Raw genomic sequence first — 13,297 nt, forward strand, 5'->3', positions numbered from 1 at the left:
GAGATTGGCTATTAATCTTTTTTGCTCTGATCCCAGATACCATCTTCCAACTGAGATTTCAGCTCAGGAAAATCGTTAGAATCAAATGTCGGCACTTTACCTTCACCTAACTGGCGGTTGTAGTCTTTTGCTAGTTTAATCACGATGCCTGAAAGAAGTAGGATCGCCACTAGGTTGACAATCGCCATCATACCCATTGATACATCTGCCAGTGCCCAAACGATAGGTAGTGATGCTACAGCACCAAACATCACCATTGCCAATACAACCAGACGGAACACACCTAGGCCGGCTTTATGGTTATGCTCAAGGAAAATAAGGTTTGTTTCCGCGTATGAGTAGTTAGCAATGATAGACGTGAAAGCGAAGAAGAAAATCGCCACAGCAACAAAGATGCCACCCCACGAGCCCACTTGAGAACTCAACGCAGCCTGAGTCAGTTCAATACCCGTGATCTCGCCATGCGGTACATACTCACCTGACATCAGAATAATCGCCACGGTCGCTGAACAGATCACTATGGTATCCATGAAAACACCAAGCATCTGAACGTAACCTTGAGAGGCTGGATGCGGAGGATAAGGTGTTGCTGATGCCGCTGCGTTTGGCGCAGAACCCATACCCGCTTCGTTTGAGAACAGACCGCGTTTGATGCCATTAATCATTGCTTGTGCAATCGCGTAACCTAAACCACCCGCCGCTGCTTCTTGTAGGCCAAAGGCACTCTTGAAGATCAAGCTCAGTACAGCCGGCAACTTGTCGATGTTCATAAACATAACGAACAGTGCCAATAATAGGTAAAGCAGCGCCATGGCAGGAACGATCATTTCTGCTACGCGAGCGATACGCTTGATACCACCAAAGATAACCACAGCGGATAACAGAACAACGGCAATACCAACATAGGTTTCATCCCAACCAAATGCCGTATTCATAGCTCCAGCAATAGAGTTAGCTTGAACCGCGTTAAATACCAAACCAAAAGCGATGATCAGGAAGATAGAGAACAGTACGCCCATCCAGCGCATACCCAACCCTTTCTCCATGTAGTATGCCGGACCACCGCGGTAGTTACCGTCATCATCTTTGGTTTTGTATAACTGCGCCAAGGTGCTTTCAGCGAACGACGTGGCCATACCCAGCATAGCGATTAGCCACATCCAGAAAATCGCACCTGGACCACCAGCTGTTAGCGCAACAGCAACACCAGCCATATTACCCGTACCAACACGTGCCGCTAAGCTAGTACACAATGCCTGGAATGATGAGATGCCAGCTTTATCCGCTTTACGGCTGTTCTTTAGTACTGAGAACATGTGACCAAAATGGCGGAATTGGATAAACCCCAATCTAACAGTGAAATACACACCAACACCGACTAGGAGATAAACCAGAATAGAACCCCAAAGTAGGTCATTCATCAAATTAATTAAATCTGTCATAAGATCCTCGTAGTGAGTTTTCGCTGATCTCTGCTTCCCTGCCTTCCATCCAGTTGCAAACCAAGTGTCAATTCTGCTCAGTATTGTGGTTTAATTATTGTGCAACCTAGATATGTAAAACGCGCCTCATGCTTCCATTTTACGTATCAGCGTATTTTTTGACGGGCGGATAATGCAGTCAAGGGTATCAAAAATCAATATGCAAACAAGCACTTATTTATGTTATTTTTCACTATAAAATCACCAATAATTAACACAAAAAAGAACATAAAAACCACAAAAACAGAACATTAACATTAAAATTTAACAACAATAAAGAACACACAACTCCATACGAAATACGATAGCCGCAAATAATTGACACTCCTTTATCACCAAGGACTCAGAGAAGAGTTCAGGAAACAATTCGATCTGTAAATTCTATTACTCAACCGCACTAAATACACACAATTGCATACCAAGGAAAAACGCTGTTTTTTTACACACTGCGTTAACATACGTTTTTTGAGAATTTAATCGTTTTCTATCGGTTGTTCGAACAAAAAACCATCAGATATAAGCCGTATTTCTGTGAAGCCAAGTCTAAAATGGCATGAAAACTTCATGGAATCGTAACAAATGAGAAACGAATCAAAGTTACTCTCCAAACAGAATGATATTTAAACAGTACCCCTTCAAAGAGTAATCATTAAAAAGAGGTAGCTTATGGAAGGCTTAAACTTTGAAGAAATCATGGAAATGGATTTTCCAAAAACTCGGGCAACACGCTCCAAACCTGCGAAGCGTAAGTGGCGTGAAATTGAAGCAATTAAGGATAGGCAAAGGCTTCAGCGTGAATTAAAAGATATGGACATCGGTTTTGATGACATTGAAGACCTAGATTACTAACATTTAAAAAGAGGCGCTTGGTAGCGCCTCTTTTTATTACGGTACATCTCTGCTAACTATATACACTCTTGATCACCCTGCCTAACACGACTGGCAAGTTGCTGATATTGCTCTGCAATAGTGTCGCCAAATACTGGGTCATCTTCATTAATACTCCACAACTTTTCGACGGCTTGCCAATCGTGCAAAGTAAATCTCTGATTAATGAGTGGCAATATTGACTGCTCCTCTAGCTCTAAATGTCGCTTCTGATCCAATATAAAACCTTCCAGTTGCTGCACAAACATATCTTGAGGCACTACTGCATCCTGCAGAATCATATCTACCGTATCAAGAAAGGCATGCGTCTTGAGCGACAATGTTTGGTGCTCGATCTCTAGATTCTCAATATCTTGATGGTGGCCATAATGTTCCAAATAATAGTGATAGAGGATATCTTCTTTAGGATGATGGACACGCTCAGAGTGATGGGCCAAATAATCGACAATTTCTTTAACCAAACTGTAGTTTATGGCCTGCTCTTGTCTCAACAAGGCAATTTTTTGCCTCAATACTGCTAATAGCCGAACCATGTAACCATGTTCGCGCCTTATCCTTTCAATCATCATAGTGCTTCTCCTTAACACCTATTTTTAGTAAGTGTATAAGAGAAGCACAGTTCAAGTATTGATATTGCTCGAAAGTTAAGCAATTAGGCAATGTAATGGCTATACATTCACTTGCATTGGAAGATGCCAATCTATGGTTTGTTTGCCTTGAGATTCAAGAATTTGATTTGCTTGAGAAAAATGACGGCAACCAAAGAAACCTCGATGTGCGGATAATGGCGAAGGATGCGGCGCAGCTAATACATGATGCTTATTACGATCAATAAAGCGTCCTTTCTTTTGCGCATGGGAGCCCCACAATAGAAACACAACACCAGATTGATGTTGATTGATCGCTTCAATGACCTTATCGGTAAACATTTCCCATCCTGTTTTAGAATGAGAGTGCGCTTTACCTTGCTCTACCGTTAGAACAGTATTGAGTAACAGAACACCTTGCTCAGCCCAACTTTGAAGGTAGCCATGAGATGGGATTTGAAAACCATCAATATCCTGAACCAACTCTTTGTACATATTTACCAATGAAGGTGGTGTCTTGACACCAGGGAGTACCGAAAAACACAAACCATGCGCTTGTTTCGGACCGTGATAAGGGTCCTGGCCTAGAATCACCACTTTCACATCATTAAACTCTGTCGCCCGAAACGCATTAAATACGTCTTTAGCGGGAGGGAAAACGACTTTGCCGGCCGCTCTTTCCGACTCAACAAAATTCAATGTTTGCTGAAAATAATCCTGCTGCTTTTCTGCTCCAATGACATCATGCCATGTCAATGACGGGGTCATGCTCTGTTCCTTCTACTGTTTGCGCTACAATAATTGTCGCAAAAAGTTATGAAGGAACAAAGTGATAAAGTCAGCTAGTTTTTTGTGGGATCCTGTAATGCCCTTGACCCGTGACATGGCGGTTGGGTGTAGGAAGACGTGTTGAGCGAGCGATGGTATAGAAAGAAGTGTAAGGCATAGTGGCATCCTTATTTGTCTGAGTACCTACACTCACTATGAAAATTTGATGCCACTTTTGTTAGGTCAGGCGATTTCTTTGAGCCATGCTAAGTGATGCTGACGAATAAATTCGATTTCTTCAGGCCAACGTTCCGGCTCAATTGTTTCTAAAATCAAAGGAATATGATCAAATCGAGGATCTCTGGCTATGTATTCAAAACATGACCATCCAATTTCTCCTTTACCTAGAGCATGGTGGCGATCGACCCGGCTGGCATGCTCTGCCTTTGAGTCATTAATGTGCATTGCTCTGAGGTAGTGCATGCCAACAACTCGATCAAACTCAGCAAAGGTCGACTCACACGCTTCATAACTCCGAAGATCATAGCCGGCTGCAAACAGGTGGCAAGTATCTATACAAACTCCAACCCTTTGCTTATCTTTCACCTTATCTATAATTTGTGCAATGTGCTCAAACTGCCAACCAAGGTTAGTTCCTTGACCTGCGGTATTCTCGATCACAGCTATAACATCAGGGACGGCTTGATGAGCGAGGTTGATCGAGTCAGCGATTCTTTCTAGGCACTCTTGTTCCGAAATCATCTTTAAATGACTGCCAGGATGGAAGTTAAGCAAAGTTAGCCCTAATTGATGGCATCGCTTCATCTCGTCAATAAACGCCGCTCGAGATTTCTCTAGTTTTTCTTCTTCAGGAGCACCTAAGTTTATCAAGTATGAATCATGAGGAAGGATTTGATCGGGCTTAAACCCCAACTTCAAGCAGTTAGATTTAAAGGCGTGAATCGTTTTTTCTTCAAGTGGCTTAGCCGCCCATTGACGTTGATTTTTTGTAAACAGAGCAAAGGCATTAGCTCCGATTTCTTTAGCTCTTAGTGGAGCCTGATCAACACCACCAGCGGCAGAAACATGGGCCCCGATAAACTTATTACCGTACAAATTGTCTAACATTGTTGTTTTATCACTTTTGACTTTCACTATGCTGCATGAATTACAACAACTTATTGGTATTCGCTCAATACTAAATACTTAAATGTAGTAAATTTACAACAAATATAAGATTGAAAATTATTTTAAACATTAAAATATAATAAAATGTCATTGTTATAAAACAAATTATTGACTCACATCAAAACAGTAACCTTTTTAAGAGTAATGCTTTTGGTAGTTATTTGACTTAAATCAAAACTAAAATACTCCTTTTGAGCTATACAATACGTAGCTCAATAAAACTCGGAAATTAACACCACAAATGTGGATAGGAGATGGTAATGATTCAAGGTATTCAAATTACTAAAGCGGCAAATGACGCACTATTAAACTCTATCTGGCTACTAGATAGTGAAAAGAATGAAGCACGATGTGTTGCTGCTAACTCAGGCTTTGAAGCTGACCAAGTTGTCGCAATTAAAGAGCTAGGCGAATATGAGAGCCGTGAAGTGGCAATTGAAGCAGAACCACGCATCGAAGGTGGTCAGCACTTAAACGTGAACGTTCTTAAGCGTGAAACTCTAGAAGACGCTGTCGCTAACCCTGAGAAGTACCCTCAGCTAACTATCCGTGTTTCTGGCTACGCAGTTCGTTTCAACTCACTGACAACTGAGCAGCAACGCGATGTCATCGCACGTACATTTACTGAGTCTCTATAATTCTTAGATTTTGAATTTAATTTGTAAAGCGGCGTTCATTGAGCGCCGCTTTTTTATTAGGTACAGTATCCTCTCTCAGACTCTCTTGGACACAATTCAATGCTGCTGGAAGGTATCGAAACACTGTTAGCACTAAGTAAAGCAAAAACAATGAGCCGAACCGGAAGCCAGCTCTATATAAGCCAATCCGCCGTCAGTAAACGCATTGCTAACCTAGAGAAAAAGCTGGGGAAAAAACTGATTGTACCGGATGGAAGGAATGTTCAGCTTACTCAAGAGGCGATCGACCTTATCGAGAGTATTGGCCCGACGTTCAATGAGCTGAGAGGACGCATCTATGAGCAACAATCGATGGCAGAAAAGAGCCTAGTCACCATTGATTGCTCTGAAACTCTAGTAGCCAGTTACCTTGCGGATATCCTTGGCCAGCACTTTAAATCGGATCCTTACATTCGCATCACCACCAATCACACACCAAGAATCGTGGAACATGTTCAGTCCGGGAAAGCTCACCTCGGTATTTGTGCAGGCTTACTTCCACCTCAACATGGATTAAAAACATTTCACCTTCTCGATGAACCTTTCTTTATTGTTTCTGATCGTCCACTAGAGCAATTACCAAACACCATCATTACTAATGATCTTGCTAATACCGCCAATACGTATCAGTTAAAGATTCTCAAAAGGCTGAATATGACACCTGTGATGGAAATGGATTCCTATGCTGCGGCGGCTCAACTGGCACTTGCTGGTATTGCACCTGCTTTGGTTCCTCTCTCAGTTATCAAAACCCTTAAGATCGACCAATGTCACTGCCATCATTTCGCTCAGTTACAGCCGCTCTATCGACCTCTGCATGTCTGCTTACGAGCTTCTTCCTATAAGAACCAACGAATCAAAAACTTAGTCGATAATGTCGTGACTTCCGTTGCGAAATCGGCGCTAGAGTAATCGGTTTTAAGCCAATAAAGCGAACAACCAATCCGAGTGTTCTTGCCACAACAACTTTGCAGCCATCAGCATCGACATTGTTATCACTAAAGGGCGAATCCATTTCTGTCCTTTCGCTACCACTACTTTTGCCCCTAGTTGAGCACCAATAAACCCTCCTATAGCCATCACAAGACCTAATTCCCAAATAGGCAGTCCAGCAAAAATAAAGAACAATAGTGCGGCAATATTAGACGTGAAGTTAAGAACCTTAGTACGAGCGGTGGCATCTACCAGAGAAAAATGACCTAAAGCAACAAAGCAAACCGTAAAGATGGAGCCTGTTCCCGGCCCAAAAAAACCGTCATAAAAGCCCACTCCGCCTCCAACACTGAAAGCAAACATGGCTTCTGAGATGTTCGCTTCACCAGAGTGCTGTTTGGTTTTAGGCATCAGCAGAAAGTAGAGCGAAATAGCGACCAGTAAAATCGGAATCAGACTCGTCAGTACACCCGTATCTATATACTGTACAGCTTCAGCACCAACCGCCGAACCAATAAACGTACAGACAATAGCAAGACGCATCTCTTTAATACTGACGATGCCGTTCCGAACGAAATACCAACTGGCTGAAAAGCTGCCAAATGAGCTTTGCAGCTTATTGGTCGCAAGCGCCTGTGTCGGCGACACACCAGCGGCCAGAAGCGCTGGTAGAGTTAACAAACCACCGCCACCAGCCATAGCATCAATAAAGCCTGCAACCGTAGCTACAAAGAAAAGTATCGTCAGTATTTCGAGTGTGAGTTCCATTGTCTATCAATTGTTTATCTATATCTTTCACTCAAAATATCACTAAGTTAATAATTCTCTTAGAGAAAGATTAGACTTTAACTCATTCCTATTTTTCAACAGTAAACAGACAAAAAAGCCCGCTCAAAAGAGCGGGCAATGAGGTTGTCATATAGGCTCCGTTGCGAGCCTACTGATTGTTATTACGCTTCGTTCTCAGCGACTTTAGCGTGCAGCTCTTGAACTGATGTAACCGACGTTTTTGCATCTGCTGTGTGAGCCATACATACGGCAAACGCTGCGTTAAGTGTGGTTGTGTAGTTCACTTTCTCAGCCAGTGCACCGCGACGAAGAACTTTTGAATCTTCAATCGACTGACGGCCTGCAGTCGTATTCACGATATAGGTGTACTCGTTGTTCTTGATGCGGTCTAGGATGTGTGGACGACCTTCGTGTACCTTGTTAACAAGACGAGGGTTGATGCCCGCTTCACCTAGGATTACCGCTGTACCGTGTGTTGCGTCTAGCTGATAACCAAGCTTGGTTAGCTTAGATGCTAGGTCAACGACTCGCTGCTTGTCACCTTCGCGAACAGACAGTAATGCACGGCCGCCTTCTGGGTAAACATTGCCACAGCCTAGTTCAGCTTTAGCGTAAGCTTCTGCGAAGGTCGCACCCACACCCATAACTTCACCAGTAGAACGCATTTCTGGGCCTAATAGTGGGTCAACACCTGGGAACTTATTGAACGGTAGTACTACCTCTTTCACTGAGTAGTAAGGCGGGATGATCTCTTTAGTAAAGCCCTGAGACTCTAGAGATTGACCAGCCATGACACGTGCAGCGATCTTCGCTAGTGGCGCACCTGTTGCTTTAGAAACAAACGGTACAGTACGTGCAGCACGAGGATTCACTTCGATTAGGTAAACTTCGTTGTCTTTCACGGCAAACTGGGTGTTCATCAGACCACGTACACCAAGCTCAAATGCTAGCTTCTCTACTTGCTCACGCATCTTATCCTGAATCTCCTGACTTAGCGTGTAAGCAGGTAGTGAACATGCTGAGTCACCAGAGTGAACGCCCGCTTGCTCGATATGCTCCATGATACCGCCGATAACCACACGCTCACCGTCGCAGATAGCATCGATATCCACTTCAGTTGCGTCATCTAGGAAACGGTCCAGAAGCACTGGCGATTCATTCGACACGCTCACCGCTTCGTTGAAGTAGCGGCGTAGGTCTTGCTCATCGTATACGATTTCCATCGCACGACCGCCAAGTACGTAAGATGGGCGTACAACCAGTGGGAAGCCAATCTCTTTTGACTTATCAACCGCTTGCTCGATAGTCGTTACTGTCGCGTTTTCAGGCTGTAGAAGGCCCAGACGGTCAACCGCTGCTTGGAAACGCTCACGGTCTTCCGCACGGTCAATTGCGTCAGGGCTAGTACCTATGATTGGTACACCTGCAGCTTCTAGTGCACGAGCCAGTTTCAGTGGTGTTTGACCACCGTACTGAACGATAACGCCTTTTGGCTTTTCAACACGTACGATAGAGAGTACATCTTCAAGTGTGACAGGTTCGAAGTACAGACGGTCTGAAGTGTCGTAGTCGGTAGATACTGTCTCAGGGTTACAGTTAACCATGATAGTCTCAAAACCATCTTCACGTAGAGCAAGTGAAGCGTGTACACAACAGTAATCAAATTCGATACCTTGACCGATACGGTTTGGACCACCACCCAAAACCATGATCTTGTCTTTATCTGTAGGCTGAGCTTCACACTCTTCATCGTAAGATGAGTACATGTAAGCAGTATCAGAAGAGAACTCTGCCGCACAAGTATCCACGCGTTTGTATACAGGGTGGATATCGTACTGGTCACGTAGTCGACGAATCTCACTTTCAGACACGCCAAGAATTGAAGATAGACGTGCATCAGAGAAGCCTTTACGCTTCATCTTACGAAGCACATCTTCAGTCAAGCCAGCAAAGCCGCCGGCTTTAACTTGGTTCTCTAAGTTAACCAGCTCTTCGATTTGAACTAGGAACCAACGGTCGATTGCCGTTAGGTTGAACACGCCATCAACTGACATGCCTGCACGGAATGCATCTGCAATGTACCAAATACGATCAGCGCCAGCTTCTTTTAGTTCGTGACGAATTGTGGTTAGCGCATCTGGCGCATCGAGATCAACCATCTCGTCAAAGCCATTCACACCAACTTCAAGGCCACGAAGCGCTTTTTGTAGAGATTCTTGTTGGTTACGGCCGATAGCCATAACCTCACCAACGGACTTCATCTGAGTGGTCAGACGGTCGTTAGCACCTGCAAATTTCTCGAAGTTAAAGCGAGGAATCTTAGTTACTACGTAGTCGATTGTTGGTTCGAATGACGCTGGAGTCGCGCCCCCCGTGATGTCGTTCTGTAGCTCATCAAGAGTAAAGCCAACGGCCAGTTTCGCTGCAATCTTAGCGATTGGGAAACCAGTCGCTTTCGATGCTAGAGCAGAAGAGCGAGATACACGTGGGTTCATCTCGATGATAACCATACGGCCATCTTTCGGGTTGATACCAAACTGTACGTTTGAACCACCAGTCTCAACACCGATTTCGCGCAGTACTGCTAGAGATGCATTACGCATCAACTGATATTCTTTGTCCGTCAGAGTCTGGGCCGGTGCCACTGTGATTGAGTCACCCGTGTGGATACCCATTGGGTCAAAGTTTTCGATAGAACATACGATGATGCAGTTGTCCGCTTTGTCACGAACCACTTCCATCTCATACTCTTTCCAACCGATCAGCGATTCATCGATTAACAGTTCATTAGTTGGCGACAGGTCCAAACCACGACGACAAATCTCTTCGAACTCTTCTTTGTTATAAGCGATACCACCACCAGTACCACCCATAGTGAACGAAGGACGAATGATACATGGGAAGCCAACCATATCGAGAACTTGGTAAGCTTCTTCCATACTCTTCGCGGTATCTGCACGAGGACACTCAAGGCCAATAGACTTCATCGCTTTATCGAAACGAGAACGATCTTCTGCTTTATCGATAGCGTCAGCTGTCGCACCAATCATTTCTACGCCGAACTCTGCAAGTACGCCGTGTTTCTCAAGGTCTAATGCACAGTTAAGCGCCGTTTGGCCACCCATTGTTGGTAGTACTGCGTCTGGGCGCTCTTTTTCGATGATCTTGCGAACCACTTCCCACTGGATTGGTTCAATGTAAGTTGCATCCGCCATGTCTGGGTCAGTCATGATGGTTGCAGGGTTAGAGTTTACAAGGATAACTCGGTAACCCTCTTCACGCAGTGCTTTACATGCTTGAGCACCAGAGTAGTCAAACTCACATGCTTGACCGATAACAATCGGGCCTGCACCTAGAATTAGAATACTTTTTAAGTCAGTACGTTTTGGCATTCTCTACTACTCCGAATTAAGCGCTGTGTTGTTTGATTAGTTCGATAAAGTGATCAAATAGTGGTGCTGCGTCGTGTGGACCAGGGCTTGCCTCAGGGTGACCTTGGAAGCTAAATGCTGGCTTGTCTGTACGGTGGATACCTTGTAGAGAGCCATCAAATAGTGACACGTGAGTTGCACGTAGATTCTCAGGTAGTGTTGCTTCATCCGCAGCGAAACCATGGTTCTGAGAAGTAATCATTACAACGTTACGATCTAGGTCTTTAACTGGGTGGTTAGCACCATGGTGACCAAATTTCATCTTCACTGTCTTAGCACCAGATGCCAAAGCTAGTATTTGGTGACCTAAGCAGATACCAAAAATAGGTAGACCTTTTTCTAAGAATACTTTGGTTGCTTCGATAGCGTAAGTACATGGCTCTGGGTCACCAGGACCATTCGATAGGAATACGCCATCTGGGTTTAGCGCCAACACTTCTTCTGCACTGGTTTCAGCTGGAACGACTGTTAAGCGGCAGCCTCGGTCAACAAGCATACGCAGGATGTTTCGCTTTGCACCGAAGTCATAGGCAACAACGTGATATGGCAACTCGCTGTCGTCTTGCGCCTCAGGAAGTCCACCCTCGAGCGTCCACGAACCTTGTTTCCATTGATACGCTTCTTTTGTTGTAACTTCTTTCGCAAGGTCCATACCTTTTAGGCCAGGGAATTCTTTCGCTTTAGCTAGCGCTAGAGCCTCGTCTAAATTGTTACCCGCAACGATACAACCGTTCTGCGCACCTTTCTCTCGCAAAATGCGCGTAAGCTTACGAGTATCGATATCAGCAATGCCGACGATATTTTGCGATTTAAGGTAATCAGAAAGGGATTGTTCACTGCGGAAGTTAGAAGCGATTAGAGGGAGATCGCGAATCACAAGGCCTTGTGCATGAATGGAAGAGGATTCTTCGTCTTCGGAATTGGTTCCGGTATTGCCTATGTGAGGATAAGTGAGTGTGACGATTTGTTGGGAATAGGAAGGATCAGTGAGGATTTCTTGGTACCCCGTCATCGAGGTATTAAAAACAACTTCACCAACGGACGAACCATCTGCTCCAATGGAAACACCGTGGAACACTGTCCCATCTTCTAGGACTAACAGTGCTGATTTACTCAAGACAACCTCCAGAATAAAAATGCAAAAATAATAAATTAAACTGCAAATCTGCCTTCCTTCACGCTGTAAAAAAGCGTTTTTAGGTTATTTAGACAAATTGGCGGTATTCTAATGAGGCGATATGAATGTGTCAACAGAGACATAAAAATAAATTAAACATTTAGAGCACTTAAAAGAAAAAACCTTTCAAGACGCCCAAAAACATCACTTTAGTTGTTATTTACCTGCTAACAGGTGAAGGTTTTATGAAACGCCTTATTTTTCCATCATCATGGATCACAGTTTTTATCTTAAAAACTGCGCAAACGATGAACAAGCAAAAAAGAATGCAACTTTTAAGACCTAAATACCAATTAGACAACATAAGACACAAAACAAACAACAAACATAACTAAAAAAGAGTACTGTAACTTGTTGATGAACTAAGTTGCGTTCGTTTAATACAAAAAGCGCCGGGCAAGCCCAGCGCATAATTATTTATTTTAAGTGATTTAGCTAATTTTAAATCTAAGAGACAAACAAGTAATTAAACTCACAGTTCATTCAGACCTAGTACATCAGTCATTGTATAAAAGCCCACAGGCTTCTCAGCTAGCCAAACGGCGGCTTTAACAGCACCATTAGCAAAAGTCATACGGTCAGTCGCTTTATGGGAAATCTCCACACGTTCACCAATATCAGCAAACATAGCGGTGTGCTCACCGATGATGTCACCAGCACGAATGGTCGCAAAACCAATTTCATCTTTAGTACGTTCACCTATGATGCCTTCACGAGCATAGACAGCAACGTCATTGAGCTTGTTGCCCATAGCGTCAGCTATCGCTTCGCCCATGCCGATAGCTGTGCCAGACGGTGCATCAACCTTATGACGGTGATGCGCTTCAACAATTTCGATATCGCAGTAATCACCCATTACCTTGGCGGCTTTTTCTAACAGCTTAAATACTAGGTTTACGCCCACTGAGTAGTTAGGTGCCATTACGATAGGTACATGCTTGGCGAACTCATCTATTTGCTCACGTTCCAACTCCGTAAATCCGGTCGTTCCGATAACAATACTTTTGTTATGCTGCTTACATAATTCGAGATTAGCAAGTGTGCTCGAAGGCGCAGTAAAATCAATGATGACATCAAAGTTAGCAATATCTTTTGTCAGATCATCCGTCAATACGACATCAAACTTTCCTTCACCACATAACTCACCAATATCGACACCAACTAAAGATGACTCAGGTCTCTCAGAGCCAGCCCCTACCTGAGACTGTGAATTCAGATAAGTCGCTTTAACTAAGTTTCGGCCCATACGGCCAGCCGCTCCTGCAATTGCAATACGTACCATTGCACCTCTCCATTATTCTCATTACTTTTGCGTAGTGGATTAAAACTACCAACATTAAGTGCAGCTGGCTAGAGTGTGTTGATCTTTCCTGATTAA

General features: G+C 43.9%; 11 protein-coding genes. 3 read left to right on the forward strand and 8 right to left on the reverse strand.

From position 1 onward, the window contains the following. Nucleotides 1-11 precede the first annotated feature (11 nt). Nucleotides 12-1,442, reverse strand: coding sequence for a sodium:alanine symporter family protein (locus L1D23_RS07260; RefSeq protein WP_239865096.1), 1,431 nt, complete (start codon nucleotides 1,440-1,442; stop codon nucleotides 12-14). 705 nt (nucleotides 1,443-2,147) lie between these two features. On the opposite strand from L1D23_RS07260, the gene L1D23_RS07265 reads away from it, so the two are divergent. Continuing rightward, nucleotides 2,148-2,330, forward strand: a complete 183-nt coding sequence (locus L1D23_RS07265) for a DUF3545 family protein (RefSeq protein WP_239837693.1) — start codon at nucleotides 2,148-2,150, stop codon at nucleotides 2,328-2,330. A 56-nt stretch (nucleotides 2,331-2,386) separates the two neighbouring features. On the opposite strand, the gene L1D23_RS07270 is transcribed toward L1D23_RS07265, so the two are convergent. The 3 genes from L1D23_RS07270 to nfo form a co-directional block, all read right to left on the reverse strand. Then, entirely contained in the window at nucleotides 2,387-2,938 is a 552-nt protein-coding gene (locus L1D23_RS07270; protein ID WP_239865098.1) for a hemerythrin domain-containing protein, read from the reverse strand. Nucleotides 2,939-3,037: 99 nt separating this feature from the next. After that, a complete protein-coding gene (ung, locus tag L1D23_RS07275; RefSeq protein ID WP_239837695.1) occupies nucleotides 3,038-3,724 on the reverse strand; it encodes a uracil-DNA glycosylase in 687 nt (228 codons plus the stop codon). A gap of 243 nt (nucleotides 3,725-3,967) precedes the next feature. Then, entirely contained in the window at nucleotides 3,968-4,852 is an 885-nt protein-coding gene (gene nfo, locus L1D23_RS07280; RefSeq protein WP_239865100.1) for a deoxyribonuclease IV, read from the reverse strand. A gap of 320 nt (nucleotides 4,853-5,172) precedes the next feature. Between nfo and grcA the strand changes: the two genes are divergently transcribed. Together grcA and L1D23_RS07290 are read left to right on the forward strand one after the other, a co-directional pair. After that, complete coding sequence (gene grcA / locus L1D23_RS07285) at nucleotides 5,173-5,550, forward strand: autonomous glycyl radical cofactor GrcA (RefSeq protein WP_239865102.1); 378 nt, start codon at nucleotides 5,173-5,175, stop codon at nucleotides 5,548-5,550. A gap of 99 nt (nucleotides 5,551-5,649) precedes the next feature. Next, nucleotides 5,650-6,501, forward strand: coding sequence for a LysR family transcriptional regulator (locus L1D23_RS07290; protein WP_239837698.1), 852 nt, complete (start codon nucleotides 5,650-5,652; stop codon nucleotides 6,499-6,501). A gap of 6 nt (nucleotides 6,502-6,507) precedes the next feature. On the opposite strand, the gene L1D23_RS07295 is transcribed toward L1D23_RS07290, so the two are convergent. The 4 genes from L1D23_RS07295 to dapB all read right to left on the reverse strand — a co-directional run bounded on the left by L1D23_RS07295 (nucleotide 6,508) and on the right by dapB (nucleotide 13,201). Next, on the reverse strand, nucleotides 6,508-7,290 hold the full coding sequence (locus L1D23_RS07295) for a TSUP family transporter (RefSeq protein ID WP_239837699.1): 783 nt from the start codon (nucleotides 7,288-7,290) through the stop codon (nucleotides 6,508-6,510). 182 nt (nucleotides 7,291-7,472) lie between these two features. Then, entirely contained in the window at nucleotides 7,473-10,703 is a 3,231-nt protein-coding gene (carB, locus tag L1D23_RS07300; RefSeq protein ID WP_239865104.1) for a carbamoyl-phosphate synthase large subunit, read from the reverse strand. A 16-nt stretch (nucleotides 10,704-10,719) separates the two neighbouring features. Continuing rightward, on the reverse strand, nucleotides 10,720-11,859 hold the full coding sequence (gene carA, locus L1D23_RS07305) for a glutamine-hydrolyzing carbamoyl-phosphate synthase small subunit (protein WP_239837701.1): 1,140 nt from the start codon (nucleotides 11,857-11,859) through the stop codon (nucleotides 10,720-10,722). 532 nt (nucleotides 11,860-12,391) lie between these two features. Then, nucleotides 12,392-13,201: a 4-hydroxy-tetrahydrodipicolinate reductase gene (gene dapB / locus L1D23_RS07310; RefSeq protein ID WP_239865106.1), complete on the reverse strand. Its 810-nt coding sequence runs from the start codon at nucleotides 13,199-13,201 to the stop codon at nucleotides 12,392-12,394. Nucleotides 13,202-13,297 lie beyond the last annotated feature (96 nt).

The sequence above is a fragment of the Vibrio sp. Isolate24 genome, assembly GCF_022398215.1.
Taxonomy (GTDB): Bacteria; Pseudomonadota; Gammaproteobacteria; order Enterobacterales; family Vibrionaceae; genus Vibrio; species Vibrio coralliilyticus_A.